This is a genomic window from Dyadobacter luticola (assembly GCF_005860805.1).
Classification (GTDB): Bacteria; Bacteroidota; Bacteroidia; order Cytophagales; family Spirosomataceae; genus Dyadobacter; species Dyadobacter luticola.
Genome location: NZ_VCEJ01000008.1, coordinates 286651 through 312970 on the forward strand (window position 1 = coordinate 286651; position 26320 = coordinate 312970).

The 26320-nt window shown below is 47.2% G+C and carries 25 protein-coding genes; 17 read left to right on the forward strand and 8 right to left on the reverse strand.

What is annotated here, in order from left to right; genetic code table 11:
* Window positions 1-35: 35 nt before the first annotated feature.
* From FEN17_RS25070 to FEN17_RS25085, 4 genes are all read left to right on the forward strand, one after another.
* Window positions 36-833 carry an N-acetylmuramoyl-L-alanine amidase family protein gene (locus FEN17_RS25070; protein ID WP_138368156.1) on the forward strand — a complete coding sequence of 266 codons (798 nt, stop codon included), beginning with the start codon at window positions 36-38 and terminating at the stop codon, window positions 831-833.
* 27 nt (window positions 834-860) lie between these two features.
* A complete protein-coding gene (locus FEN17_RS25075; protein ID WP_138368157.1) occupies window positions 861-1826 on the forward strand; it encodes an MlaD family protein in 966 nt (321 codons plus the stop codon).
* Window positions 1827-1925: 99 nt separating this feature from the next.
* Window positions 1926-3539, forward strand: coding sequence for an acyl-CoA carboxylase subunit beta (locus FEN17_RS25080; RefSeq protein WP_138368158.1), 1614 nt, complete (start codon window positions 1926-1928; stop codon window positions 3537-3539).
* Between the two features lie 21 nt (window positions 3540-3560).
* The gene (locus FEN17_RS25085; RefSeq protein ID WP_138368159.1) at window positions 3561-4439 is read left to right on the forward strand and encodes an NAD(P)-dependent oxidoreductase; all 879 of its coding nucleotides are present in this window, start codon (window positions 3561-3563) and stop codon (window positions 4437-4439) included.
* 48 nt (window positions 4440-4487) lie between these two features.
* Here the strand turns inward: FEN17_RS25085 and FEN17_RS25090 are convergent, their stop codons facing one another.
* Complete coding sequence (locus FEN17_RS25090) at window positions 4488-4775, reverse strand: hypothetical protein (protein ID WP_138368160.1); 288 nt, start codon at window positions 4773-4775, stop codon at window positions 4488-4490.
* 96 nt (window positions 4776-4871) lie between these two features.
* Between FEN17_RS25090 and FEN17_RS25095 the strand changes: the two genes are divergently transcribed.
* From FEN17_RS25095 to FEN17_RS25105, 3 genes are read left to right on the forward strand one after another with little or no spacing between them, the layout of a single operon-like run.
* Window positions 4872-6809 carry an SGNH/GDSL hydrolase family protein gene (locus FEN17_RS25095; RefSeq protein WP_138368161.1) on the forward strand — a complete coding sequence of 646 codons (1938 nt, stop codon included), beginning with the start codon at window positions 4872-4874 and terminating at the stop codon, window positions 6807-6809.
* Window positions 6810-6863: 54 nt separating this feature from the next.
* Window positions 6864-7127: a DUF4160 domain-containing protein gene (locus FEN17_RS25100; RefSeq protein WP_138368162.1), complete on the forward strand. Its 264-nt coding sequence runs from the start codon at window positions 6864-6866 to the stop codon at window positions 7125-7127.
* Window positions 7127-7426, forward strand: coding sequence for a hypothetical protein (locus tag FEN17_RS25105; RefSeq protein WP_138368163.1), 300 nt, complete (start codon window positions 7127-7129; stop codon window positions 7424-7426). Before FEN17_RS25100 ends, FEN17_RS25105 begins: the two co-directional genes overlap by 1 nt.
* A gap of 1 nt (window position 7427) precedes the next feature.
* On the opposite strand, the gene FEN17_RS25110 is transcribed toward FEN17_RS25105, so the two are convergent.
* Together FEN17_RS25110 and proC are read right to left on the reverse strand one after the other, a co-directional pair.
* Window positions 7428-8336 carry a DUF1338 domain-containing protein gene (locus FEN17_RS25110; RefSeq protein WP_138368164.1) on the reverse strand — a complete coding sequence of 303 codons (909 nt, stop codon included), beginning with the start codon at window positions 8334-8336 and terminating at the stop codon, window positions 7428-7430.
* A 49-nt stretch (window positions 8337-8385) separates the two neighbouring features.
* On the reverse strand, window positions 8386-9189 hold the full coding sequence (proC, locus tag FEN17_RS25115; RefSeq protein ID WP_138368165.1) for a pyrroline-5-carboxylate reductase: 804 nt from the start codon (window positions 9187-9189) through the stop codon (window positions 8386-8388).
* Window positions 9190-9493: 304 nt separating this feature from the next.
* Here proC and FEN17_RS25120 point away from each other — a divergent pair, with 304 nt between their 5' ends.
* The 5 genes from FEN17_RS25120 to FEN17_RS25140 all read left to right on the forward strand — a co-directional run bounded on the left by FEN17_RS25120 (window position 9494) and on the right by FEN17_RS25140 (window position 17995).
* Window positions 9494-12901 (forward strand): transglutaminase family protein, encoded by a 3408-nt coding sequence (locus tag FEN17_RS25120; protein ID WP_138368166.1) that lies wholly within the window; start codon window positions 9494-9496, stop codon window positions 12899-12901.
* A 32-nt stretch (window positions 12902-12933) separates the two neighbouring features.
* Window positions 12934-15492, forward strand: a complete 2559-nt coding sequence (locus tag FEN17_RS25125) for a circularly permuted type 2 ATP-grasp protein (protein ID WP_138368167.1) — start codon at window positions 12934-12936, stop codon at window positions 15490-15492.
* Window positions 15482-16357, forward strand: a complete 876-nt coding sequence (locus FEN17_RS25130) for a transglutaminase family protein (RefSeq protein WP_138368168.1) — start codon at window positions 15482-15484, stop codon at window positions 16355-16357. The genes FEN17_RS25125 and FEN17_RS25130 overlap by 11 nt, the downstream gene beginning before the upstream one ends.
* A 148-nt stretch (window positions 16358-16505) precedes the next feature.
* Window positions 16506-17486 (forward strand): pyruvate dehydrogenase complex E1 component subunit beta, encoded by a 981-nt coding sequence (locus tag FEN17_RS25135; RefSeq protein ID WP_138368169.1) that lies wholly within the window; start codon window positions 16506-16508, stop codon window positions 17484-17486.
* 122 nt (window positions 17487-17608) lie between these two features.
* Window positions 17609-17995 (forward strand): TraR/DksA family transcriptional regulator, encoded by a 387-nt coding sequence (locus FEN17_RS25140; RefSeq protein WP_138368170.1) that lies wholly within the window; start codon window positions 17609-17611, stop codon window positions 17993-17995.
* 72 nt (window positions 17996-18067) lie between these two features.
* Here the strand turns inward: FEN17_RS25140 and FEN17_RS25145 are convergent, their stop codons facing one another.
* Window positions 18068-19288: a metallophosphoesterase family protein gene (locus tag FEN17_RS25145; RefSeq protein WP_138368171.1), complete on the reverse strand. Its 1221-nt coding sequence runs from the start codon at window positions 19286-19288 to the stop codon at window positions 18068-18070.
* Between the two features lie 45 nt (window positions 19289-19333).
* Between FEN17_RS25145 and FEN17_RS25150 the strand changes: the two genes are divergently transcribed.
* Window positions 19334-20167, forward strand: a complete 834-nt coding sequence (locus FEN17_RS25150) for a polysaccharide deacetylase family protein (RefSeq protein WP_229208989.1) — start codon at window positions 19334-19336, stop codon at window positions 20165-20167.
* Between the two features lie 8 nt (window positions 20168-20175).
* Here the strand turns inward: FEN17_RS25150 and FEN17_RS25155 are convergent, their stop codons facing one another.
* The 4 genes from FEN17_RS25155 to FEN17_RS25170 form a co-directional block, all read right to left on the reverse strand.
* Window positions 20176-21339, reverse strand: coding sequence for an acyltransferase family protein (locus FEN17_RS25155; protein ID WP_138368172.1), 1164 nt, complete (start codon window positions 21337-21339; stop codon window positions 20176-20178).
* Complete coding sequence (locus tag FEN17_RS25160; RefSeq protein ID WP_138368173.1) at window positions 21318-21839, reverse strand: KdsC family phosphatase; 522 nt, start codon at window positions 21837-21839, stop codon at window positions 21318-21320. The genes FEN17_RS25155 and FEN17_RS25160 overlap by 22 nt, the downstream gene beginning before the upstream one ends.
* A gap of 63 nt (window positions 21840-21902) precedes the next feature.
* Window positions 21903-22706 (reverse strand): Rossmann-like and DUF2520 domain-containing protein, encoded by an 804-nt coding sequence (locus FEN17_RS25165; RefSeq protein WP_138368174.1) that lies wholly within the window; start codon window positions 22704-22706, stop codon window positions 21903-21905.
* A 50-nt stretch (window positions 22707-22756) separates the two neighbouring features.
* A complete protein-coding gene (locus FEN17_RS25170) occupies window positions 22757-23389 on the reverse strand; it encodes a 3-keto-disaccharide hydrolase (protein ID WP_229208990.1) in 633 nt (210 codons plus the stop codon).
* Window positions 23390-23627: 238 nt separating this feature from the next.
* Here FEN17_RS25170 and FEN17_RS25175 point away from each other — a divergent pair, with 238 nt between their 5' ends.
* The 4 genes from FEN17_RS25175 (at window position 23628) to rpsB (ending at window position 26235) form a co-directional block, all read left to right on the forward strand.
* Window positions 23628-24317 (forward strand): hypothetical protein, encoded by a 690-nt coding sequence (locus FEN17_RS25175; RefSeq protein WP_138368176.1) that lies wholly within the window; start codon window positions 23628-23630, stop codon window positions 24315-24317.
* A 184-nt stretch (window positions 24318-24501) separates the two neighbouring features.
* Window positions 24502-24945, forward strand: coding sequence for a 50S ribosomal protein L13 (gene rplM / locus FEN17_RS25180; protein ID WP_138368177.1), 444 nt, complete (start codon window positions 24502-24504; stop codon window positions 24943-24945).
* A gap of 3 nt (window positions 24946-24948) precedes the next feature.
* Complete coding sequence (gene rpsI, locus FEN17_RS25185; protein WP_138368178.1) at window positions 24949-25335, forward strand: 30S ribosomal protein S9; 387 nt, start codon at window positions 24949-24951, stop codon at window positions 25333-25335.
* 78 nt (window positions 25336-25413) lie between these two features.
* A complete protein-coding gene (rpsB, locus tag FEN17_RS25190) occupies window positions 25414-26235 on the forward strand; it encodes a 30S ribosomal protein S2 (protein WP_138368179.1) in 822 nt (273 codons plus the stop codon).
* The last annotated feature ends 85 nt before the right edge of the window (window positions 26236-26320 follow it).

Here is a 26320-nt window from a genome sequence, read left to right on the forward strand (position 1 = left end):
AAACCTCTTACGAGTTACGCCCCAATTAAAAAATAATGTTAAAAGTTCTTAAACTGGTAATTGTTGCAAGTTTTTTGCTCGCAAGTGTCTCTTTTATAATCCGACAAGAACCGGACGCCCACAAATCCCCAAGTAAAGTAAATACCGTTGTGATCGACGCCGGCCACGGTGGAAAAGACCCTGGAACACGGGGAAGCCGCACCAAAGAAAAGGATGTTGCGCTGGCCGTAGCGCTCGAACTGGGCCGCAAAATCAAGGAAGAGACGCCAGAAGTTAAAGTACTTTTTACCCGCTCCACCGACGTTTTTATTGAATTGGGTGAGCGCTCGGCTTTTGCCAACCGCAACAATGCCGACCTTTTTATTTCCATACATTGCAATGCAACGCCCAGCTCACGGTCGGTTCGGGGAACTGAAAGTTATGTAATGGGTTTACACAAAACACAAGGCAACCTGGAAGTGGCGAAACGTGAAAACTCGGTAATCTTGCAGGAAACCAATTACAAGCAAAAGTACAAGGGGTTTGATCCTAATTCCCCGCTGGCACATATCATGCTGGCCAATTACCAGAGTGCATTTATTTCAAGCAGTCTTCGTCTGGCAGACCTAATCGAAAAAAAGTTTAAGTCTGTTTCGGACCGGGATAGCAGAGGCGTGAAACAAGCTGGGTTTCTGGTGTTATGGCGGTGTGCAATGCCCGCGATCCTGATAGAAACCGGTTTTTTATCCACACCCGACGAAGAAGATTACCTTCGCTCAGAAGACGGGCAGGAGGAAATTGCGGAATCCATTCATCAGGCATTTATGGCCTATAAAAAAGATATGGACCGCTAAATGAGTGAATTCTAATAAATTTAGTCCATGAAATTATCAAGAGAAGCAAAAGTCGGGATCATGGCCATCTTCGCCATGGTTATGCTCTATTTCGGCTTTCATATCCTCAAAGGCTCCGACGTTTTTTCCCGCACCTATAAGTATTACATTGTTTACGACAACATTGATGGTCTGACAGCTTCTAATCCCGTCCTGCTCAATGGTTTGAATGTGGGCCGCGTGCAGGAAATCAAATTATTGCAGAGCCGTAACAATCATTTACTGGTAACGATCGACGTGCAAAAAGGGGTGGTACTGCCAAAAGGTACAGCAGCGATTTTGGCCGACGGGGGTCTTCTGGGCGGGAAAGTTATTAATCTCGCAGTAGGTACCGGTGCAGCTTTGCAGGATGGGGATACACTTTTAGCCAAAAAAGAATCTGGCATCTCCGCAGTTTTGCAGGAACAAGCATTACCGCTCGTGACCCACGCCGATTCACTTATCAAAAATCTCGATCAGGTAGTAGCAGGTTTTCAGGAAACCGGTTTGATTCTGAATCAGGTTTTGAAAAACTATAACCAGACTGGTAGCAGCCTGCAAGGATTATTAAATGAAAACAGAAGTAACCTGCTCGCATTAACTTCCAATTTGAATAAACTATCTACCTCACTGGTTGAAACTGAAAAAGAGCTGAAACCGCTTCTTTCCAAAACCGGATCATTGGCCGATTCGCTGAGCGCATTAAGGTTGGGCGAAACATTGCAGGGAGTGAACCGGACGATCAATGAGTTGCACACGCTTCTGGCGAGTGTGGAATCCGGCAAAGGTACCGCCGGGAAAATCGTGAAGGATGAAACATTATATAACAACATTGACAGGACGATCGTCAGCCTGAACAAGCTCCTGACGAACCTGCGCGAACATCCGAAACGCTACATTAACATTTCTGTTTTTGGTAAAAAAGACAAAGGACCAGCCGAATCGCCGCTGGATACCACTACGAAAATCAAGTAGCATTTACAGGTTGTCATACCTCAAATTATAATCAAAGTCGTTTGCTTACCGGTGAACGACTTTTTATTTTCGCCTATCATACAACTTCATCGCCGCACCATGACCAGCCAGGAATCACTTCCCGAATTACTTCAAAAACTCAGGACAAAATACGAAGAAGTGAAACTGGGCGGCGGCCTGAAAAAGATTGAGGCGCAGCATAAAAAGGGCAAGCTCACAGCCCGCGAGAGGATTGACTATCTAATTGATACGGATTCATATTTCCTGGAAATCGGGGCTTTCGTCGGGGACGGAATGTACCAGGAAGAAGGCGGCTGCCCGGCTGGCGGCGTAGTGGCCGGGATAGGTTATGTGTCGGGAAAACAATGTATGATCGTGGCCAATGATGCCACCGTGAAAGCCGGCGCGTGGTTTCCGATCGCTGCCAAAAAGAATTTGCGGGCGCAGGAAATCGCGATGGAAAACCGGCTGCCTGTGATTTATCTGGTCGACAGCGCCGGGGTATATCTGCCGATGCAGGCGGAGGTTTTTGCGGATAAAGAACATTTCGGGCGGATTTTCCGGAACAATGCTAAGATGTCGGCGATGGGCATTGTGCAGATCGCCGCGATCATGGGCAGCTGTGTGGCTGGCGGGGCCTATCTCCCGATTATGTCCGATGAAGCATTCATCGTGGAAGGCACCGGCTCGTTATTTTTGGCAGGGCCATTTCTGGTAAAATCGTCGATAGGCGAAGAAGTGGATGCTGATTCGCTCGGCGGCGCTACGATGCATTGCGAAATCTCCGGCGTAACCGACAACAAATTCCCAGACGACAAAACCTGCCTCGATGCCATCAAAAGGCACATTGATAAAATAGGAAAACCGCAGTCCGCCGGTTTCGACCGTAAAATCGCGATTACGCCGAGGAGAAACGCGGAAGAAATTTACAACCTCCTCCCCACCGACCGCCTCAAACCATACGACGTGCTGCCGATCCTGGAATGCATCGTGGATGATTCGGAGCTCGATGAATACAAACCCGATTACGGAAAAACATTGATCTGCGCCTACGCTCGCGTCGATGGCTGGGCGGTAGGAATCGTGGCAAACCAACGGAAAATGGTGAAATCCGGAAAAGGTGAAATGCAGATGGGCGGCGTGATTTATGGCGAGTCTGCGGATAAAGCAGCCCGTTTTATCATGAATTGTAATCAGAAGAAAATCCCGCTGCTCTTTTTTCATGACGTCACCGGCTTCATGGTCGGCAGCCGCGCGGAGCAGAGTGGTATCACCAAAGACGGTGCCAAAATGGTGAATGCGGTGGCAAATTCCGTGGTGCCCAAGTTCACATTCATTATTGGAAATTCTTACGGCGCGGGCAACTACGCCATGTGCGGAAAAGCATATGATCCACGCCTGATATTTTCGTGGCCCACGGCACAAATGGCGGTGATGAGCGGAGCTACCGCAGCCAAAACATTGTTACAGGTACAAACCGCCACATTGAAGGCAAAAGGAGAAACATTGACTGAGGAGGCAGAAAATGAACTTTTGAAACAAATAACCGACCGGTATAACCAGGAATTATCCCCCTATTATGCCGCAGCGCGACTTTGGGTAGACGGTATCATCGACCCCGTCGAAACCCGGCGCATCATTTCAACAGGCATTGAAGCCGCCGACCAGGCACCGATCGAAAAGCCTTTCAATGTGGGCATTTTACAAGTTTAAAAACCAATAAAACATTCAATTATGTTCGATAAAATCGCATTTCTGGGCCTTGGAAATCTGGGCACGCCGATAGCGGAAAGTTTGATAGAGGCAGGATATGAGTTAACCGTCTGGAACCGGACTGCATCGAAAGCCGAGCCGCTGGCCAAACTGGGCGCAAAAGTGGTGGAAGATCCGATGGACGCTATCACCGAGGGCGGTTTGGTCATTTCGGTTTTGGCTGACGACGCAGTTTTGGAGGATGTTTTCTCCATGGAATTGATTGAAAAACTGGGAAAAGGCGGGATACACATTTCGATGAGTACCATTTCGCCGGAAACTGCCAGGCAGCTCAGCAAAATTCATGATTGGTATGGGTCAACGTATGTCGGCGCACCGATTTTTGCACGTCCGGATGCCGTCAAAGCGAAGGTGGGCAACATTGCTATATCAGGTAAATCCGACGCCAGAGAAGCCGTGAAGCCTATCTTGCAAACATTCGTCAAAGGTATTTTCGATTTCGGAGAAGATCCCGGCGCAGCGAATGTGGTGAAGCTCGCAGGAAATTTCATGATTGCGGCGAGCCTCGAAATGATGGCAGAAGCATTTACGATGGCAGAAAAAAATGGCATTTCGCGCCAGAGCATTTACGAAATGCTGACGCAGACGATTTTCGCCGCGCCGATTTTTCAAAATTATGGAAAGCTGGTAGCCGCAAACAAATATGAACCTGTCGCATTCAGGTTACCGCTGGGCTTGAAAGATATTAAGCTGACTTTGGAAACCGCCGAGCGGGTGAATGTACCGATGCCATTTGCTGACATTGTCAGAAACCGGTTTGTATCGGCCCTGGCAAAAGGAAGAGAAGATATGGATTGGGGCGCACTGGCGCTGGGTGCATCTGATGACTCGGGGAATTAAAACAAAAAAAGGGAGCGCTTCAAACGCTCCCTTTTTTCAATTTCAATGTCAGGCTTCTCTCAGCTCCAATAACATTTCATCGGTAATGTTATTTTTCGATTTAAAATCTGCGACGGTTTCTGTGAAAGAAGTTTGCAGATCTTCAACGTGCTGCAGATTCTGGTAAACCCCATCATATATCTCATTCAGGGATTTATCGAGGCCCTGTACATTCACATTCATATTCTCAGTTTCAATCTGGCCGATCTTTTTGATCACCGCAGTTTCGCTGTTTTTCAAATCTTCTATTTCACGGAGAATCTTCTCCATCGTCTTGAATTTCTCGATCTTATCCATGAGTTCGTATTAGATTGTTTAGGGTGTATAGTTCAAATATCGTACCATTAGAGTTTTCGTACCGGTAAATTAGGCGCTCAAACTCCTTTAAAAACTATGAAAAACAGATTTTTAAAGGGAATTCTTCTCCTGACTTTTTGCTTTATAAACCTCGCCTCCTTCGCTCAGATCGAAGAAAAAACGACTTCCTGGAAGGGTTTTGACAAAGTAGATTTCAAGTTCGAAGGTCGTGATGCCTGGTATGTAAAACCAAAGAAGGCTATCGCTGGGAATCCGTGGATTTGGCGGGCACATTTCCCCACCTGGCACACCGAGATGGACAGTATCCTGCTTTCCAGAGGTTTTTATGTGGCTTATGTCAATACCAATGATCTGTTCGCGCATCCCAAAGCCATGCAGGTGTGGGACGATTTTTATGATTATCTGGTCAAACAAAAACAATTTGCGCCCAGGGTGGCGCTGGAAGGCGTGAGCCGCGGTGGATTGTATGTGTACGGCTGGGCTAAAAGAAATCCCGATAAAGTAAGTTGCATTTACGCCGAGGCGCCGGTATGCGATCCGAAAAGCTGGCCGGGTGGAAAGGGAAAAGGCAAGGGTTCCAAAGAGGATTGGGCTTCGTGGCTGAAATTGTTTAACCAGACGGAGGAGCAGGCGGCAAATTTCAAAGATATACCGATCAACGATCTGGCAGGGCTGGCGTCTTTCAAAGTTCCGGTGGTGCATGTTTTGGGTTTGCAGGATAAATTGGTCCCGCCCGACGAAAACAGCGACATTCTCCTCAAAAACTATCAGGCGCTGGGTGGCCCGGTGAGTGTATACCCGATGACGCGCGGCGAGCAAACATTGGAAGGCCATCATTTCCCGATCGAGCATCCCGAGATTTTGGCTGATTTTATCGTATCCAACAGCGTGCCGGTTTTGAAACCACTATCCCGCCAGCCCTACATTGAGGTAAATAAAGGTTTGGGAAATGCTTTTGAAAAATTCACGAAAGAGAAAAAAGGTACCGTGGCATTTCTTGGCGGCTCGATCACGCACAATCCTGGTTGGCGAAACAAAACCTCGCAGTATTTGCAGGAACATTTTCCGGATACTGAATTTACATTCATTGCCGCTGGTATCCCGTCGCTGGGAAGCACGCCACACGCATTTCGTTTTAGCCGCGATGTTCTGGCAAAAGGTACGCCCGATTTGCTTTTTGTTGAGGCAGCCGTAAATGACCGAGGAAATGGATTTAGCGAAAAAGCGCAGATCCGCGGCCTGGAAGGTATTCTGCGCCAGATGTATGCCAAAAACCCGAATGCCAATGTAGTAATGATGGCTTTTGCCGAGCCGCACAAGAATACAGATTATGAAAAGAGAAAAGAGCCCACCGAAGTTGCGGTACATCAAAGAGTGGCCAAATATTACGGGGCAGCTTACATTAACCTGGCCAAAGAAGTGTACGACAGGATTACCGCCGGGGAATTCAACTGGAAATATGATTTTAAAGATCTCCACCCGTCGCCATACGGACAGGAAGTGTATTTTCAGACGATCAAAGAATTATTGAAAATGGAATCCAAGCCAGAAAATGCCATCCAGCTGCCCACCCCGATCGATGAATTTTCCTACGCAAAAGCAAGCTACCACGCACTGACAGAAGCCAAGAATCTGAAAAATTTCACATTGGTAAGTGATTGGAAGCCAGCTGACAAAGTTTCCACCCGCGAAGGTTTCGTGAATGTGCCCATGCTAGTCGGAGAGCAGGCAGATGCATCTTTTGATCTGGATTTCAAAGGCCGCGGCATCGGTATCGCCCTCATCTCCGGCCCCGACGCCGGAAAAATCACTTACACTATCGACGGCAAAAAACCGCAAACATTAGACCTCTTCACGCAGTGGAGCAACCAGCTGCATTTGCCCTGGTACTTAATGTTGGCCGATGAATTGAGTTCAGGCAAGCATAAGTTGCATTTGGCGATTGATCAAAATAAGAATGAAAAGAGTGTTGGTACTGCGCTGCGGGTGGTGCATTTTTTGGTTAATGAGTGAGAGTTTCGGATATTTAATAATCAATTTTTTATTCACACACTAAATCAAAAGTCAATGCCGGAAATATCGCGCTTCTTTGGAATTACGATTTACATGTATTTCAAAGACCATTTACCTCCACACTTTCATGCTTATTATGGTGATCAAGAAGCTCAATTTTCAATTGAAACCGGGAATGTGATCGTAGGGGACTTGCCAAGAAAACAGATACGTTTGATCCAGGCCTGGGTCGAGTTATATCGTGAAGATTTATATCAGAATTATGTTGAAGCTCAAAGTGATAATGGGCAGCTGAGGAAAATAAGACCACTTCAATAATGAATCCCAGAATTAAAAAAATATTATCCGTTAGTCCTTTCACGGTCAAAGCTTTATGGAGCGACGACCATGTTAGGCAGATAGATTTTGGTAGTCTGTTGAGTGAATATTTCGAAAAAGAGGAAAGTCTGTTTTATAAGATACTACAACCCGACACTTTCATAAATGCCAAAACAGATGGGAAGACCATTTATTGGGATAACATTACCAAAATGAAGGATTATAGTGGAGCAATGATCGATGCACCGCTGGATTTTGATCCGGACGTCTTGTTTGACCAAGCGGAATTCATTTCCTGAGCTACTTCAAAGTCTGCGTCGTGTACGTACTCTCAAAAATCTTATCCGCATTACCAGCCTCAAAACCGTCCCTGCGGTGTTTTCTTTTGATTTCAGCTTGCGGTAAGTTCTGAAATTCAGGGAGGATTCTTCTTTCGGCAAATTCGACGTAGGAGCCCGAGATGGTTAAATGTTCTCCATTTGCAAATTCAGCATTGAGCATTTCAGCAACGGTTGCACTTTGCAGCAAGCCGCCATCGGGGCTTACCTTAATTTTTCCTCCGGAGGTATTCAGCTTAATGCCATTTTTTTCCAGAAATTCATTGAATGTCGCGACGGTGTCGTAGCCGGGTGGCAAATTGTGTACGCTGATCGTGAAGTGATTGAGGTAATACCGGTTGTAAATTACCCAGGCCGCATATTCGCTTTCCTTCAAGAGTGCCTGGTAATCTGTGGCGGAAGGTGTGCGCCAGAGCGGGCGGTGCAGAAATGCGTCCACTTCAAGCCCATTATCCAGGTCGAGCGCATCCACCGGGTCGCTGGTTACTTCGTCGGTGTAACTTTTGATGATGCGCTGACTTTCCTCGGAAAGATCCCCGACGCGCAGCTCGCTCACGAAAATCCGGGGATCAGTTTCGCGCGGCGGACTGTACCACCAGGCATCCAGTTTTTTACTTTCGAAAAAATAATGATCCCGTTTTTCGTAGCCGTAATGCACGAATATTTTTTCGAAAGACTTTACGCCCAGCTGCTGCACGCCCATGGTGCGGAATGCAATGTGATCGTTTTCAATGTCGTTCGTGCTGGCAACGATCCCGTCGCGGACCATGGCATTTAAAATGATACCGACGTCGGGTACGCGTTCTTTGTAGCGGCGCATGAGTCCGTCGAGGACAATGTCGAGCGTGGCGAGTTTGTCAGAAGAAGTCATAGTGTTGATAGTTAAATGTTTATAGTGGTGCGCAGTGACTTTTGGTTTGTTAGCCTTTTGATAGCTCTGTCGATCTTACCTGCGCGGCGATGATCCCGTCTTTCAATGTCTGATCCAGCTGTCCTGCTTCGAATTGCCGCAATGCTGCCTCGGTAGTGCCGCCTTTTGAGGCGACGGCTTTGATCAGATCATCCAGCGATTTATCCGCAGTATTGATCAAATGATACGACCCCAGCATGGTTTGCTTCACCAGAAGGGCCGCGACGGATTCTTCAAAACCCATTTGTTTGCCTGCCTCGATCATCGCTTTTACCACATAAAAGAAATAAGCCGGTCCGCTGCCGCTCAATGCAGTCACTGCATTCAGCTGATCCTCGTTTTCCAGAAATACGGAGCGCCCGGTAGCATTGATCAGGTTTTCGATTTTTCTTAACTGGTTGATATCCACCTCTGGCGACGCAGAGTATGCGGTAATACCCATGCCGAGCATCGCCGGTGTATTGGGCATCGCGCGGATCACCGCTTTATGGTCTAATGCATTTTGAATAATCTGGATCGTGATCCCCGCCATGATGGATAATACCACCTGGTTGGGCTTTACTACTGCTTTTAATGCTTCCGAAACAGACAAAAAATCCTGCGGTTTTACCGACAAAATGATCAGATCGTACTCGCCAATCTGTGGGCCGATGACGCCGGTAATCACACCCGGTTGAAAGCTGGTCAGACTTTCCATGCGGTCGAGACTTTTTTCAACCAGCAGAAAATCTTCTTTTTTGACCAGATCAAATTTCAGGAAAGCGCGGGCGAAGGCCATGCCCATATTGCCGCAGCCGATAATTGCAATTTTCATTCAGATTTAATGGATATGGTAAGGATACAGGCGAATTACGTAACTTTTAAAGAATAATCCGGCTGCGGCGGTTATTTACTCTTTTGAGATTGGAATGAATATCAGATAGGGCACGTTAGCCTTTCAGGGTACCTGTTATCCAACTATTTTATTGAATAGGTAAAAATCAATGAGTGTAGAATAAAATTTTGTTTAAATTATTTAATGTGGATGTATATTTTGAAAAACAACTAATATCCATTTTTTTAGGATCGGGTAATTCTCTTCCAGCCTAACTAATCAAGTTTAATGTAATACTCCTATTATGGCTATAAAAGTTGCTATTTCGCACAAAACAAAATACAAATTTGACCGGAGTGTTTCACTATCACCGCATATTTTTCGACTCAGACCTGCGCCACATTCCCGGACAGCCATAGAAGGATACTCGTTTAAAATTTCCCCTGAAAATCACTTTATCAACTGGCAGCAAGACCCTTTCGGTAACTATCAGGCGCGGGTTGTTTTTCCTGAAAAAACAACGGAACTGAGCATCGATGTAGAGGTGATCGCCAAGTTACAGGTGATCAACCCATTTGATTTTTTTGTTGAAGATTATGCCGAAAAATTTCCTTTCAACTACGAATCTGGCTTAAAGAAAGAACTCGGGCCATATCTCGAACCAAGAGAGTCGGGCCCGAAACTGATGCAGTGGATTGCCGACAACCGGCCAGCCGACGGCATTAAGATCGTCGATTTTTTGGTGCATCTCAACCAGCGGATTTTCAGGTCGATCGGATATAACATTCGCATGGAGGCCGGCGTGCAGACCTGCGAGGATACATTGAATATGCAAAGCGGCTCCTGCCGTGATTCTGCCTGGATGTTTGTCCAGGTTTTGCGGCATTTGGGTATTGCGGCGCGGTTTGTTTCCGGGTACCTGGTGCAGCTTACTTCCGACATTAAATCGCTCGATGGTCCGTCTGGCCCCGAGGAAGATTTTACTGATTTGCATGCCTGGGCGGAGGCTTACGTTCCTGGTGCGGGCTGGATTGGTCTGGACGCAACTTCCGGCCTTTTTGCCAGTGAGGGCCACATTCCGCTTTGCTGTACGCCCGACTATGCGAGCGCGGCGCCTGTTACCGGTGCTACCGACGTATGCGAGGTAACATTTGAATTCGACAACAAAGTGTACCGCATCCACGAAGATCCGCGCGTCACCAAACCTTATACTGAGGAGCAGTGGGCGGCGGTGATGGAAGTGGGCAATGTAGTTGAAAGGGATTTGCAGGAAAACGATGTGCGCCTGACGATGGGCGGCGAGCCGACCTTTATTTCTATTGACGACTACGAATCGCCGGAGTGGAATACTGCGGCGGACGGACCTCTGAAACGTCAGCTGGCGTATGACCTTTCGCTGAGACTGAAAAAGCGTTTTGCGCACGGCGGGCTGCTGCATTTTGGTCAGGGAAAATGGTATCCTGGCGAACAATTTCCGCGCTGGCAATATGCCTTATATTGGAGAAATGACGGCGTGCCGATGTGGCGCAATGATGATCTGGTGACCAAAGAAGGTCAGACCAAATATACTTTTCGCGAGGCGGAGCTTTTTACCACGGAGCTTTCGAAATACCTCGGCATTGATACCAACAACATTACCCCGGCTTACGAGGACCCGATTTACTGGGCGATGGAAGAGGGGAAAATTCCGGTAAATGTTGATCCATTGAAAGTTAACCTGAAAGATTCGGTTGAGCGGAGAACATTGGCAAAGCTGCTGGAAAAAGGGCTTAACAATCCTGCGGGATTTATTTTGCCGATTAAATGGAATACGGAAGGTGAACATTGGGCGAGCAGTGCCTGGCAGTTTCGCCGCAACAATTGTTTCCTGATCCCGGGAAACTCGGCAATCGGTTACCGGCTGCCGCTGACCGCGCTCCCGGAAGTAGCGAAAGAAAGACGCGAGCAGCCCATCGAGCGCAGCCCATTTGAAGATTTGCCTCCGCTGGCGGATTATAAGCCTATCGTGCAGTCGCGATACGGCTCTGTGGCGCCTGCCTATCAGTTGCCTTTGAATGTGCTGCCGGACGAGGAAGGTGAGAAAATAGAGAAGGACGCAACATTGCTTTTTGATGTGCCGATCATTAAAACGGCGATCTGTATTGAGGAGCGGGACGGGATCATTTACATTTTCCTTCCGCCCACAGATTATCTGGAACATTACCTGGACTTGATGGCGTCCATCGAGGCGACAGCTGAAAAATTGCAAATGCCGGTCCGCATTGAAGGTTACCCGGCGCCTTCGGATTACCGCGTTCAGAAATTGATAGTTACGCCGGATCCCGGTGTGATTGAAGTAAACATTCACCCTGCGAAAAACTGGCAGGAGCTTGTTGATAACATTAGTGCGCTTTACGAAGAAGCATTTTTCTCGCGCCTCGGCACAGATAAATTTATGGTCGACGGGCGGCATACGGGAACTGGCGGGGGTAACCACGTCACGATCGGTGGTGCGAAACCGGCTGACAGTCCGATACTTCGGCGGCCTGACTTGCTTAGAAGCCTTTTGACTTATTGGCAGCATCACCCGGCGCTGAGCTACCTTTTTGCGGGACCATTTATCGGGCCTACCAGCCAGGCGCCGCGGATCGATGAAGGTCGGGATGAAAGGCTTTATGAAGTGGAAATTGCATTTGACCAGATTCCGGAAGGTGAAGAAGTGCCTTTCTGGATGGTGGACCGCATTTTCAGGAATTTGCTGGTAGATATTACGGGAAATACGCACCGGTCGGAATTTTGTATGGACAAGCTGTATTCGCCGGATTCTTCGACGGGACGACTGGGTATCCTCGAATTTCGCGCATTTGACATGCCGCCGCATAAGCACATGAATTTGGTGCAAACATTGCTCATCCGGGCTTTGATCTCTAAGTTTTGGAAAAACCCTTATAAACATAAGCTGATCCGCTGGGGTACCGAGCTGCACGACCGTTTCCTGCTGCCGCATTTTGCGTACCTGGATATGGTGGATGTGGTAAATGATTTGAAAGAAGCGGGTTACCATTTCGACATTTCATGGTTTGATCCGTTCTTCGAATTCCGTTTTCCGCATTATGGCGGGATCACCGTAGATAACATCCAGCTGGACCTGCGCCTGGGTATTGAGCCGTGGCATGTCTTGGGTGAAGAGTTATCTAACTCAGGAACAGCACGTTTTGTGGATTCTTCGCTGGAAAGATTGCAGGTAAAAGTGAGCGGCTTCGTGGAAGGCCGGCACATTCTGGTATGTAACAGCTGCCGCGTGCCGCTGAGAAGTTCGGGCATTAAAGGCGAATATGTTTCAGGAATCCGCTACAAAGCGTGGAATCCGCCGTCAGCATTACACCCGACGATCGGGGCTGATGCGCCGCTGGTTTTCGACATTGTCGATACCTGGAATAACCGTATCTTGGGTGGCTGTACCTATTTTGTTTCGCATCCCGGCGGACGTAGTTTTGATACGTATCCTGTCAACAGTTTTGAAGCAGAATCTCGGAAAATCAGCCTTTTCCAAGGATTTGGCCACACGCCATCTTCCCGGCAGGAAGTGCAGATCAAGGAAGAATCTACCGGCGGTGTTTCCCGGTTTGTAGCCGAAACCAAAAAAGAAATGCGGGCCGACACGCCGATAGAATTAATCAATCCGGAGTATCCGAATACGCTGGATTTACGTAAATACTGGAAATCAAAATAGATTTCCTGATAAACCCCCTTTTTGAAGAAAACATGCTTACCGAGGCTTCTGTGAACCTTTTAGAATCATATACCAGTGGATTGAGTTCTTACGACGAAGTCCTGGATCTGAACGGAGTAATCAAACCTCATTGGAAAGCACTTTTCGGAACGATTGAAAAATTGGGTATCGGCGAGCTCAACAGCAGGAACCAGGAAATTGTCAGCAAGCTCCGCGAAAACGGTGTTACCTACAATGTTTACGGCACGCCCGACGGCATGAACCGTCCCTGGCAGCTTGATCCGATTCCTTTTTTAATCGAACAAAAAGAATGGAATGCGATTGCAAAAGGCTTGGAGCAGCGGGCCGTTTTGCTGGATTTAATGTTGAAGGATCTGTATGGTCCACGCAATCTGGTCAAAGACGGCATTATTCCCGCCGAGCTGGTTTTTGACAACACCGGTTTTTTCCGGCCGTGCACGGATGTAAAACTCCCTGCAAATCAGCAGCTGATCTTATTCGCCGCCGATATGGCGCGCGGTCCGGACGGGCAAATGTGGATCGTGGATAACCGCACGCAGGCGCCGTCGGGCTCAGGTTATACGCTCGAAAACCGCGTGGTGATGAGCAAGCTGCTGCCCGAGCTGGCGCAGGGAATGTACGTCAGCAAGCTTTCGCCTTATTTTAATAGTTTACAAAATACCGTTCTCCGGCTTTCCGATAAAAGCAAAGATGCTCCCAACATTGTATACCTCACGCCGGGGCCGAACAATGAAGCGTATTTTGAACACGCCTATCTGGCTTCCTACCTCGGCTATACATTGGCCCAGGGGGATGATCTTTTGGTGAGAAATGGCTGCGTGTGGCTCAAATCCATCGATGGTCTGCAAAAAGTGGATGTTATAGTTCGTCGGATCGATGATGACTGGTGCGATCCGCTGGAACTTCGGGAGGATTCTCAACTGGGCGTGCCGGGTTTGCTGCAGGCGATCAGGATGGGACATGTGCAGGTGCTGAATGCGCCGGGTACCAGTGTGCTGGAAAACCATGCATTCCTGGCATTTATGGAGAATATCTGCCAATATTTTTTGAAGGAAAAACTGATCATGCCTTCCGTGGCGACCTGGTGGTGCGGCCACGCGAAAGAGCTGAGCTATGTGCTGGAAAACATCGATGAGCTGATCATTAAAAAAGCCAACCGGAAAACAAGATTCCGGTCGATTTATGGCCGGCTGCTCACCAGCATTGAAAAGGAGGATTTGAAAAGAATGATCGAGGCGGCCCCGCACGAATTTATCGCCCAGCAGGAGGTAAGCCTTTCTACAACGCCTTCATTGATCGACGGTAACATTGAGCCGCGCTACGCGGTGCTGCGGGCATTTATGGTGGCCGATGGAAATGGTTACCACGTGATGCAGGGCGGACTTACGCGCAGCTCAGCGGTGAAAGACCGGTTTGTAATCTCCAATCAATATGGCGGTTTTTCAAAAGATACCTGGATTGTTTCCGATAAAACCGTGGATACGCAGGAAAAGGTAACATTGATCACGCCGGCATCGGTGAACAAGCACGTTTCGCTGCCGAGCCGGAGTGCCGAGAATTTGTTCTGGGTGGGCCGGTATTGCGAGCGGACGATGGCGGTGATCAAATTTATGAACATTACTATCAATGTGCTCAACCTCGACCGCAACTTCGGCGGCTCGGCCAAGCAGGAACACATTAAAGTGCTTTTACAGGCGCTGACACATCTTTCTTCTACTTACCCCGGCTTTTTAGACGAAACAGAGGACAAATTTCAGGATCCTTACAAAGAGGTGATCGATATGATTTCCAATATTTCGCGGGCTGGGTCGGTGGCAAGTAACATTGGCTCGTTTCTGAACGCGGTAGGGGCGGTGCGCAACCAATGGGACCTGGAAATCTGGCGGATCGTGGACCTGATCGATAAAGGGTTTCACAGCATCCGCAATGCTTCGAGCATGAATAGTACCAACATTCAAAAAACACTCGACGGGCTTTTTAACAATATGTTCACTTTCCTGGGCGTGATCGCGGAAAGTATGCCGCGGGACAATAGTTTTCTGCTGCTCGAAACCGGGAAGCTGATCGAGCGTATCCTGTCGCGGATCAGTGTGATACAATCTAATTTTGGTGTGAAAAATGCGCCTGCGGTGGAAAATGAGTTGATCGAAGCCACATTGATCAACCATCATTTGCTGGTGAATTACCGGCAGATTTATAAATCACATTTAAGTGTAGAGGCGATGCTGGATATGGTGCTCCTTGAAAAAAAGCTGCCTTATTCGCTGGCTTATATGCTGGATGAATTGAAGAAAAACCTCGGTCATTTACCCACAACCACACGCGGAGAAAGATTAAATGAGGCGGAGAAATTTGTGTTGAAAGCTTCCACGTTGATCAAGCTGGCGGATATTGCCGATTTGAGTAAAAGCAACCGGAATTCGGAGCGGGAAGAGTTATTCGACTTGCTTTCTGAGGTAGCGAGGCTGATCAGCTCGGTTTCTACTACGTTGAACAATATGTATTTCAGCCACACATTAATGCACCACTCGTTTTTTGACCCTGCGGACTACGATACCGATGAAATATAAGCTGATCCATAAAACGGAATATAAGTATGCCCAGGCCGTGAACAATTATCATAGCCTGCTGTGCCTTACGCCGCGGACATTGAATAACCAGTCTTGCAAGGATTTTAGCATTGAAGTCACGCCCAAACCTTCCGAGCTCGTCAGCCGGACGGATTTTTACGGAAATACGGTACATTATTTTTCCCTGCACTCGCCGCATAAAACATTGACGGTGCTGACAAAAGGTATTGTCGAGCGGTTTCAGGAAAGTACGGGGTCGCTTTTTATGCCGTCGGAAATTAGCTGCGCGACGGTGCGGCATCGGGTGCAAAATGACCGTTCACTAAAAATTTCGCTGATAGAATTTATGCTGCCGAGTCCCTCGGTAAAATGGGACCGGGAAATTGTGGGTTATGCCAGCGATTGTTTTCAGGAAAGCCGGCCTTTGTATGAATGTGTCCAGGCGCTTTGCCGGAAAATCTATACGGAATTTGATTTTGTACCTGATTTCACGACGGTTAACACACCTATAAAAGAGGTTCTGCACGCCAGAAAAGGAGTTTGTCAGGATTTTTCTCATTTGGCGATTGCCTGTATCCGAAGTTTTGGCTTTGCGGCGCGGTATGTAAGCGGCTACCTGGAAACATTGCCACCGCCGGGCAAGCAGAAATTGCAGGGCTCCGACGCGTCTCACGCCTGGATTTCGGTTTTCATTCCCGACTACGGCTGGTGCGATTTTGACCCTACCAATAATGTGGTGCCCGGCGAAAGACATATCACCACCGCCTGGGGCCGCGATTATACCGATGTGCCGCCGCTGAAAGGGATTATATTCAGCTACGGAAAACACACGCTTAAAGTGGAAGTAGATGTAATTCCCGTTTGACAATTGGGCTTGTTTCTCTAATTTTACCAGACATTTCGAAATAAGTATCCAAAACCTCTTTTGATGTAACCACAGTAGTCAAATCCAAACATTATACCGGGTTTTGCGATGGTTTCTTCTAAGGATTAAATAATTATAAAAATTACGAATGAAAGAATTAGCATTTAGAGATGCCATTCGCGACGCTATGTCGGAAGAGATGCGCCTTGACAAAAGTATATTTTTGATGGGCGAAGAAGTTGCTGAATACAACGGCGCCTACAAAGCAAGTCAGGGAATGCTGGACGAATTCGGGCCAGAGCGTATCATTGATACGCCGATCGCCGAGCTTGGGTTTGCCGGTATCGCGGTGGGAGCAGCCGGAAACGGACTTCGCCCGATCGTCGAATTCATGACATTCAACTTCTCCCTGGTGGCCATCGACCAGATCATCAACAGCGCGGCGAAAATTCTTTCCATGTCGGCAGGCCAGTACGGCTGCCCGATCGTGTTCCGGGGACCAACCGGTAATGCAGGTCAGCTGGGCGCGCAACATTCACAAAACTTCGAAAACTGGTACGCCAACACGCCTGGTTTGAAAGTAGTTGTTCCTTGCAATCCCTACGATGCAAAAGGACTTCTAAAATCATCTATCCGTGATAACAACCCGGTGATCTTCATGGAATCCGAGGTGATGTATGGTGATAAAATGCAGATCCCGGAAGAAGAATATCTGATTCCGCTGGGTAAAGCCGACATTAAGCGTCCGGGAAAAGATGTTACCATTGTTTCTTTTGGTAAAATGATCCCACGGGTAGTGATGCCAGCCGTATTGCAGCTTGAAAAAGAAGGTATTGATGTGGAAGTCGTGGATTTGAGAACTGTTCGCCCGATCGATTACCCTGCTGTCATTGAATCAGTTAAGAAAACAAACCGCTGCGTGATCGTGGAAGAAGCCTGGCCGCTGGCTTCAATTTCTTCTGAGGTTACTTATCACATTCAGCGTCATGCATTTGATTACCTGGATGCACCGGTGATGCGGGTTACCAACCGCGATGTGCCGCTTCCTTACGCACCAACATTGATCGAGGAGATCTTGCCGAGCGTAAAAAGAGTTACGGAAGCAGTGAAAGCCGTCCTTTACAAATAAGGTTTCAATTTGAGTACACAAAGCCATTTCCTGGAACAGGATGTGGCTTTGTTAGGTTATAAGAATACTAGTACTTTTGTAATCCTAAACACTCCTTGATAATAACAAAATCAACGTAAGAGATTATGCAAGAAGAACGCACAAGATATTCGGAGGAAGAATTGAGGGAATTTGAGGAGCTGATCCGTGGGAAGTTGGACGCAACAATGAGCGAGCTTAATTATATTAAAGGAGGGCTTAGCAAGAAAAACGACAGTGGTACCGACATTACGGCTGGTTCAGCCAAATTAGTGGAAGACGGCGCCGACGCCAGCGAGCGTGAAAATCTCAGCCAGCTGGCAGCACGTCTGCAAAAATATTCCATCCAGCTTGAAAATGCCCTAGTACGCATTAAAAACGGCACTTACGGGATCTGTATCGACACAGGAAAGTTGATTCCGAAAGAACGTTTGAGAATTGTACCGCATACGCAGCAGACAATTGAGGCGAAGCTGCGCCGGGCTAGCTAACATTTCCGGATATCAAAAAAGCCAGGCAAATCGCATTTGCCTGGCTTTTTCATTTTAGAAAAATCAATGTTATCATTCCCCCTCAGTCCCCAATACCTCCCGAAAAACTTCCAATAACCCTTCCGAAGGTTCCTGTCCCTTGTTCTTTGATTTGAAGTATTCCTGAAAGAGTTTTTCCATGCTTAAAGACAAGTCTATTTCTGAACCGGTTTCGGCGACTTCAGCTTTTTTTACTTGCGGGATGATCTGGATGATGCCTGAATGTGCTTCCATGAGACGCTTTTTGTCAGCGGCTTCGAGGTAGTTGTCGGAAATGATGGTGAGCTCGATCAGATCGTCGGCGTGTTCTTGCAGCCACTCGATCGCTTCGTCGATTTTGTGGAAGCTTTTTCTTCTGAGTTTTTTGCCTTTGAATAATTCGATGGGCTGGTAACCAATCAGTTTCCCGGCGGAGGCTTCGATCAGGACGACGAATTTCCTTTGATTGGCTTCGGAAAAACTATAAGCCAGCGGGCTGCTGGAATAGATTGCCGGTGCCGGTTCTTTGTCTACTACCTGAAACCGGTGCAAATGTCCGAGCGCAATGTAATGTACCTGTTTTGGGAAATTTTCGGTGTAAATGGCCTGGGCGCCGCCAATGTGAAGGATCGGTCGCTCGTCGTCAGGTTCTTCGGGCATCGGGCCTTCTTTTTGCATCACGTATAAATGTGTTGCGAGCAGGTTAAAACCTTTGTTGTCCAGGTAAGTGTCGGCCAGATCCTGCCAATGTTGCTGCAAATTCAGGCGCAAAGCTTCCTCCGAATCTTCCACGCCCAGAAATGTTTTGAGACGCTGCTCGTTGGCATAAGGTGTGTGCAGAATGCGGAGGGGAAAGTCGCAGTTCGGAAGCATGATTTCGATAAAACCTTTTGCGGTGCGGACAATATCCACTTTTCCCTGCGTACAAAATGGTTTTACTTCGGTATTGGGAAACCCGACGAACAGAATGCCGCAAACCTTCGCCAGCGCATCGGGTACCTGGATGCGCTCGGGCGAATCGTGGTTGCCGGCGATGGCGATGACGGCGCGGCTGCCATTTGCTGAAAGCCGGTGTAATGTGCTGTATAAAAGTTCGGTAGCTTCGGAGGACGGATTGAAATTATCGAAAAGATCTCCGGCAATCACTACCGCATCAACAGCCTCTCGCTCAGCGATTTCGCATATCTCGTCCAAAACCAGCCGCTGCTCGTCAAGACGTGAAAAGAGATCGAGCTTTTTGCCAATGTGCCAGTCGGCCGTGTGGAGAATTTTCATTTGTGTGATTAATTTTAGCGAAAATAACATTTGACTCCCGAAGTATTGAAATATAGATCATCGAGGTTTGCGTGGCTTGCTACATTAACGGTTCTTTTTTTAGCCGGAATGTTCCTGGCGGGCTGTATGCCGGATGCAAAAAGTCATGAACAAGCCGGTATCGCTATTTCTTTTGACGATCATTTTATCAGCGACTGGCATGCATTGAGGCCGCTTTTTAAAAAATATAATGCTAAGGTTACTTTCTTCATCACCTGCCCTGATAGTCTTACCAAAGAAGAAGTTACGCAGCTAAAAGAGCTGGAAAGTGACGGACATGAAATTGGTTTTCATAGTACCACCCACGGAAAGTCGACAGAACTGATCGCGGCAGTCGGGCCGGCGGGATATGTGGAGCGCGAATTGAAACCGGGCTTGGGATTTATGGCGGCTGCCGGTTTTTTCCCGAAATCTTATGCGCATCCTGGTGGAAATCACAATGATCAGGTGGATTCGGTTCTTTTTGCAAATGGTTTTAAAATTCTCCGCGATGTAGGCGTTTCAAGAAGAAAGCTTTTTGGAATCCAGATTTATGCCCTCGCGCCCCGGTTTATGAACTGGGTATATTATCGATTTGACCAAAAGAAATCGGTAGACGCATTATTCATCGATACGGACTCGGAAGTGACGGAGGTGGAAATGGCTGAGGCGATTCAAAAAGCGAAGGATACGAATACAGCCTTGATGATCTTCGGTCACCAGCCACTTTACGCCGCGCCAAAAAACGGTCAGTACGGTTTTAATGTACCTTTTCTTGAAAAAATATTGAGAGAAGCGAGCCGACAAAAATTGAAATTCTACACGATGTCTGAGCTGCCTGACCAGACTTCCACGGACTAGTCAGAACATTACCTGCCGAACTTTCGGTCTTTGAAAGCGAGCAAAGGTTTTTCCAGATAAGAATAAGAAAGAGAAGCCACCAGCACAGAGCCGATGAATGTCAGAATGTACAGAACGGTTTGATAAACAGGCCCTTCCCACTTAGGCGCATAGGCGGCAAGCAGGTTGATAATCAGCACGATCACCACGACGTGGTAAATGTAAAGTCCATAGGAAATCTTTCCCAAATGATCCATCACCGGGTTTTGCAAGCTGATAATGCTGTTTTTATTACAGGAAACATTCAGGACGAAGAACGCAAAAAACAGCGCGTACACTTCCAGAAAACCATTGAAATGTATGCCTGAAAAAAACAATGCAGCGAGCAGCAGGTAAGCCATGATCTGCAAATCTTTCCTGAAAATAATGTCGAGCACACGCTTTTTGTCTTTGTAAACCAGCCACGCGCAAAAGCCGCCGAGCGCCATCGTCTGTATCCTGAATTGGCCGAGGAATGTGGTGATGATGGCATCCTTCATTTCTTCGGAGGGATCAACAAAATACAAACCGAGGTAAAGCACGCCGGCGGTGATCGCCAGGAAGGCGAGGATGATGGGGATACTTCTTTTGGGATATTTGATCAGCCAGGGCCAGAGGTAATAAAATTGTTCTTCTACGCCAATAGACCACGTTTGGGCACACCAGTACGGCAGGTCGTAAAGGACGAATGCAAAATTTGGAAGGACAAGTAGCAGTAATGTCAGTCGCTCGCCCGCGTGGATTTCCAGTTTTTCCTGCGCTCCGGGATAGTAAAGCAGGTCAATGTGGGAGAAGACAAAAAAGGAGAGAAAAATGATGAGAAAGTAAATTGGCCAGATCCTGAAAACGCGGCGCAGATAAAACTTTTTGGCATCTACGTCCCCGAATCGCCCTTTTTCTTCCAATAATAAATAGGTGATCAAAAACCCGCTGAGCACGAAAAATAGCCCAACCCCCAGTCTTCCGGCATGCTGAATGATAGGCGAATCGTAAACATTGGCGATTCCCAGCGCATGTTTGGCTTGTTCCAGATGGTGAAAAACCACCAAAAGCGCCGCAATGCAGCGAATGCCATTGAGATTGGGGAAATAACGCTTTTTTTCCAATGATTCCACGCCGGGATTTTTCTCAGTTAATCGAACCAGGACATCCATTTTCCCTGAACCTTCATCACCTGTTCAATGAGATCGCGCACGGCGCCGTGGCCGCCGGTTTTTGGAGATATGTAATCGGATAAGGCAAGAATTTCTTCGGAAGCGTCGGCCGGACAAGCCGCCAGCACATTGGTACGCATCACTTCATAATCGGGCAGGTCGTCGCCCATGAACACAATTTCGTCTTCGCTAAGGTTATTTTCGCTCAGGTATCTTTTGAAAACGGGCAATTTTCCATCCGGCGATGTGCCCAGGAAAATTTCTTTAATTCCCAGGTATTCAAGGCGTTTACGAACCCCTACCTGGCCTTGCGCCGAAATAATAGCGACCCTGTAACCCAGCCTGACCGCACGGTTCAAAGCATATCCGTCCCTGACATTAAAAACCCTGGGTTGCTCACCGGATTCCAGCGCAATCACGCTTCCGTCGGTCAAAACACCGTCGACATCAAAAATCAAAGTGGTTATGCGCTGAAATCGCTCCGTTAACGAAGAATCCATGAAAATGAAAAGTAGTGACTCCTGCAAATATAGCCTAACTTTTTCCAGACGTCGCGCATTCTACTATTTTGAAATGTAGAAGTTGCGGATCTTGTCAGTCAGAAGCCGGTAAATTTCTGTCCAGTCTTCATTGGTTTCCTGAAGATATTCGAGGTGCCGGGCTGTGGTTTTCCAGTCGCCGCGCCGGGCAGGGCCGGTTTGTCCGAAGGCTGGGTCGTTTGTAGATAATGCTTTGTGAATGGTGGTTTGGATCAGCGGTTTTAGCAGCTCGAAGTTAATTTGCTCGCGTTCCAGGAGATTTTGGGAAACCGTGAGCATGTAATTGGTGAAGTTGCTGGCAAAAACGGCGGCGACGTGCAGGATAAATCGTTCATCGGAATCCATGCGCGTGACATTGTTACTGATGCTTTGGGCAATCAGAATGAGCTTATTTTCAATGAGTTCATTTTTTGATTCAATACAAAAAGGCAAATCCTGGTAATCCATTTCAATGTCCTTCGAGAATGTTTGCAAAGGATAAAAAACACCGGTATGTACATATACGTCGCTGTAAATCTCGACCAGCTTCTGAAATTCGGCCAGCGACCGGGTACCCGAAGTATGGACCAGAATCACGCCTTCCGGCAGCACAATCCGCTGTAAAACCTCTTCAATCGCATCGTCGCTGACTGCGATGACGATCACTTCGGCTTCGCTTTCCGAAAAATTCAGGTCGGGCTGGATGTTGGTATCATATAATACAGCGGCGAGCTGACGCGCTTTTTGCGTATCGCGGCTGTATACCTCGCAGATCCAATGTCCGGCGTCTTCAAAAGCCTGGGCAAGATGCCACGCAACATTGCCGGCACCGATAAAGGAGATTTTCATGCAACTGAATATTTATCCGTAAGATATCAGCCGGAAACCGGCTTCACAAATCAATTCACAACCGGCGCGGTTTGTTCAGCCGAAGTGATGCCACCCGGCAGTTCCAGAATGCGGATGTTGCGGAAGTGAATTTCGGCCCCTTCGGCTTCCAGGCAGATATATCCTTTCTTCCGCTGAGAGTCGCGCAAGCCATTTACAAACTTACCGTTGACAGATAATTTGACGACGCCATCGACGCAGACAACCACATATTTGTTCCACTCGCCTTTTCCTTTGCATCTCTTTTCCAGCGACTTGCTCCGGATCCCGCGTGGATTGTCGGGCGTGGCGGTCATACCCATCGTCGGGAAAAGTTCACCGTGAACATAGTCTTCGGTGGCATTATGGATGGGCGCATATTGTAGTTCCAGCATTTGCACTTCAATCGCTTTAGTGAGCGGATCATCCGGTTGCGGCGTCCCTTCGCTCCAAATAAAAACGCCCGAATTCCCGCCAGCTTCCATGTGTTTCCACTCCACTTCAAGAATAAAATTCTCATACTGCCGGTCACTCCGCATCACGCCAATCGGCTTGCCTGAGCATATCAATGTGCCATTTTTAACCTTCCACGTTTCCTTCGAAGTATTCACATCCACCCAGCCATCGAGGTTCTTACCGTTGAAGAGCGGCTTGAAGGCCAGCATGTCGTAGGACTGGGAATTAACATGGTGGTTTAAGAGAAAAATGCTTAATAGTAAGGCTGACCGTAAAAAAAATATTTTACCGGAGAATAAATGCTTCATGGGTTTAGGCGATTTGAATGGGGATTGTCAAGTTTTACAATGTAAGAATATCACAGTTCTTCTCCTCGGCAAGCATATATTTATCACCGCTTATAGCATCGGTCTTAATTTTTAACACACTGATCCAATAAAATTTCGAATGAAAAAAGTCCTTCTTGGCTGTGTTTTCCTGGCAGCTATTCATCCGGCTTTCGGCCAAAATCAATCAAATGTTAATGCTGGAATTGACGTGGGCACAGGCTTCAAAAATTCCGCCTGGGCACCATCTTTACTTTACCACGAAGAGGTGGGCATCGGGAAGCTTAGCTGGCTCAGACTTGGGTTGGGATTACGGGCCTGGGCATATTATGGAGAAGGCGCGACGCTGTCAAGCAAAGATGAAAGTAACAATCTTTTATTTCGCAAAACTTCTGTCAATGGTGCAAGCTTCGTGGCTGGTTTTAATTTCTGTTTTCCGAGGGTTGATATAGGTATCAACACAGATATAGGCGGTCTGGCGCTCGGTTCAAAACGCAGCGGATTCTACGAAAAGACTACTTCCACTCCTGGTATTGGTGAACTATTTTATAATACCTGGCTTTCCACTTCGCCTGTGAATTTCGATTTTCTTCCCTTGTTTTTAAAAAATTATAATGGTCAGTCAGAAATATATGCACGGATTTATCTGTCGAAAAAGATGGGTTTAAAACTGGGATATGTTCTGGGCCAGATTGCTTACAAGACGAATAATGTCAAAGAACGCAAGGTTCTCCTCGATGATAGAGAGCGTCGTGTTTTTGACAGATATAGCTTGCCGTATGCAGCGTTATCCTTTTCTCTGTCTGACTGATCGGATACTTTTTTCAGAGAACTTTGCAGAGTTACAAATATGCGTAGAGATACCCTAGTGGCGAAATTTCTCAGACATACTTGTTATTCAAATTGTTAAACTCTATATTTGCACTCCCATTTTGCGATGGGACTGTCTTGTTACAGTGTAATTTATTGAAAATCAATTAAATTTTTTGTTAATCGTGGATACGTTAAGCTACAAAACCATCTCGGCGAACAAAAACACAGTAAACAAGGAGTGGATTGTTGTGGATGCTAAAGATGCAGTTCTTGGTCGTTTGGCCAGTGAAATTGCGAAAATTATCAGAGGCAAACATAAAGCAAGTTACACTCCTCATGTGGATTGTGGCGATAACGTAATTGTTATCAACGCCGATAAGATCAAGTTGACCGGTAAGAAAATGACCGACAAAGTGTATGTCCGTCACACAGGTTACCCAGGAGGTCAACGTTTTCAGACTCCTCGCGAGTTGCTCGAAAAACACCCTGAGCGTGTGATCGAGAAAGCCGTAAAAGGCATGCTTCCAAAGAACCGTTTGGGACGTCGTTTATTCACTAACCTGTTTGTTTACGCTGATGCAGAACATCCTCACAGCGCTCAGCAACCTAAACAAATCCAGCTGTAATTCATGGAAGTGATCAACACAATTGGCAGAAGAAAAACAGCCGTGGCCCGTATTTATATGACGCCAGGGAAAGGAGATATCAAAGTTAACGGCCGCGATTACAAAGAATACTTTCCGTTTGAAGTACACCAGATCGTTCTTCAGCAGCCTTTCGCTACGATCAGCGGTGGTAATGGATATGATATCAAAGTAAACGTAAGAGGCGGTGGGATCTCAGGTCAGGCGGAAGCAATCCGTATGGCAGTTTCCCGCGCACTGTGCGAATACAATGGTGAATTCCGTCCTGCATTGAAAAAAGAAGGATTTCTTACCCGTGACCCACGTATGGTTGAACGTAAGAAATACGGACGTGCAAAAGCGAGAAGAAGATTCCAGTTCTCGAAACGTTAATATTTCGTCCAGACAGTACTTATCGTGCCCGATGTGCTGTGCTGCGTAATTTCAAAAACATTCTAACATTAATCTGTAATGGCACAATTAGAATATAAAGAACTATTGGATGCAGGTGTGCACTTTGGCCACCTTACCCGCAAGTGGGATCCACGCATGGCTCCATACATTTTCATGGAGAAAAACGGGATCCACATCATTGACCTGAACAAAACATTGAGCTGCATCAACGACGCTGAGGCTGCGTTGAAGCAAATCGTTCGTTCGGGACGTAAGATCATGTTTGTTGCTACTAAAAAACAAGCGCAGGAAATCGTAACAGAAGAGGCAAAACGCCTTAAAATGCCTTACGTGACCGATCGCTGGTTGGGTGGTATGCTCACAAACTTTGGCACAATTCGCAAGTCTTTGAAAAAAATGCAGACTCTTGAGAAGATGCTGAAAGACGAAACCACGGTTAGCAATATTGCGAAAAGAGAACGCCTGATGCTTACACGTGAAAAGGACAAACTGGAAAGAGTACTAGGTGGTGTAGCGGACCTTACTCGCCTTCCAGCCGCACTTTTCATCGTTGATGTAAAACGCGAGCACATTGCGGTTGCAGAAGCAAAAAGATTGAACATCCCCATCTTTGCGATCTGCGATACCAACTCAAACCCAGAACTTGTTGACTTCCCAATCCCAAGCAATGATGATGCGTACAAAGCCATTTCATTGATCACTTTGGCGATCGGAAAAGCGATCGAAGAAGGTTTGATGGAACGCAAACAAGATAAAGACGATCAGCGCATGGTTGAGGAAGAAGAAGCCAAACGTCAGGTTGACAAAGGCAATGAGGAAGCAGCTGCACCACGTGCAGAAGTAGCTCCTGAGGTAGTAGCTGAAAGTGATGAAGAATAAAAACTAGGGCGATATGGCTGGGGTTTCCAAATCCACGTGTTGTATCTGATTAGATAAAAATAGCCCATAGCCGTTTTGCTATGGG

Excerpts from the sequence above, each read along its gene's own strand:
- FEN17_RS25165 (WP_138368174.1), bottom strand. The coding sequence starts at position 22,706 with ATGAAAATCTCCTTTATCGGTGCCGGCAATGTTGCGTGGCATCTTGCC.
- FEN17_RS25100 (WP_138368162.1), top strand. The coding sequence starts at position 6,864 with ATGCCGGAAATATCGCGCTTCTTTGGAATTACGATTTACATGTATTTC.
- FEN17_RS25145 (WP_138368171.1), bottom strand. The coding sequence starts at position 19,288 with ATGAAAATTCTCCACACGGCCGACTGGCACATTGGCAAAAAGCTCGAT.
- FEN17_RS25105 (WP_138368163.1), top strand. The coding sequence starts at position 7,127 with ATGAATCCCAGAATTAAAAAAATATTATCCGTTAGTCCTTTCACGGTC.
- rpsI (WP_138368178.1), top strand. The coding sequence starts at position 24,949 with ATGGAAGTGATCAACACAATTGGCAGAAGAAAAACAGCCGTGGCCCGT.
- FEN17_RS25135 (WP_138368169.1), top strand. The coding sequence starts at position 16,506 with ATGAAAGAATTAGCATTTAGAGATGCCATTCGCGACGCTATGTCGGAA.
- FEN17_RS25120 (WP_138368166.1), top strand. The coding sequence starts at position 9,494 with ATGGCTATAAAAGTTGCTATTTCGCACAAAACAAAATACAAATTTGAC.
- FEN17_RS25110 (WP_138368164.1), bottom strand. The coding sequence starts at position 8,336 with ATGACTTCTTCTGACAAACTCGCCACGCTCGACATTGTCCTCGACGGA.
- FEN17_RS25090 (WP_138368160.1), bottom strand. The coding sequence starts at position 4,775 with ATGGATAAGATCGAGAAATTCAAGACGATGGAGAAGATTCTCCGTGAA.
- FEN17_RS25095 (WP_138368161.1), top strand. The coding sequence starts at position 4,872 with ATGAAAAACAGATTTTTAAAGGGAATTCTTCTCCTGACTTTTTGCTTT.
- rpsB (WP_138368179.1), top strand. The coding sequence starts at position 25,414 with ATGGCACAATTAGAATATAAAGAACTATTGGATGCAGGTGTGCACTTT.
- proC (WP_138368165.1), bottom strand. The coding sequence starts at position 9,189 with ATGAAAATTGCAATTATCGGCTGCGGCAATATGGGCATGGCCTTCGCC.
- FEN17_RS25160 (WP_138368173.1), bottom strand. The coding sequence starts at position 21,839 with ATGGATTCTTCGTTAACGGAGCGATTTCAGCGCATAACCACTTTGATT.
- FEN17_RS25130 (WP_138368168.1), top strand. The coding sequence starts at position 15,482 with ATGAAATATAAGCTGATCCATAAAACGGAATATAAGTATGCCCAGGCC.
- FEN17_RS25075 (WP_138368157.1), top strand. The coding sequence starts at position 861 with ATGAAATTATCAAGAGAAGCAAAAGTCGGGATCATGGCCATCTTCGCC.
- FEN17_RS25175 (WP_138368176.1), top strand. The coding sequence starts at position 23,628 with ATGAAAAAAGTCCTTCTTGGCTGTGTTTTCCTGGCAGCTATTCATCCG.
- FEN17_RS25170 (WP_229208990.1), bottom strand. The coding sequence starts at position 23,389 with ATGCTGGCCTTCAAGCCGCTCTTCAACGGTAAGAACCTCGATGGCTGG.
- FEN17_RS25085 (WP_138368159.1), top strand. The coding sequence starts at position 3,561 with ATGTTCGATAAAATCGCATTTCTGGGCCTTGGAAATCTGGGCACGCCG.
- FEN17_RS25125 (WP_138368167.1), top strand. The coding sequence starts at position 12,934 with ATGCTTACCGAGGCTTCTGTGAACCTTTTAGAATCATATACCAGTGGA.
- FEN17_RS25080 (WP_138368158.1), top strand. The coding sequence starts at position 1,926 with ATGACCAGCCAGGAATCACTTCCCGAATTACTTCAAAAACTCAGGACA.
- FEN17_RS25155 (WP_138368172.1), bottom strand. The coding sequence starts at position 21,339 with ATGGATGTCCTGGTTCGATTAACTGAGAAAAATCCCGGCGTGGAATCA.
- FEN17_RS25070 (WP_138368156.1), top strand. The coding sequence starts at position 36 with ATGTTAAAAGTTCTTAAACTGGTAATTGTTGCAAGTTTTTTGCTCGCA.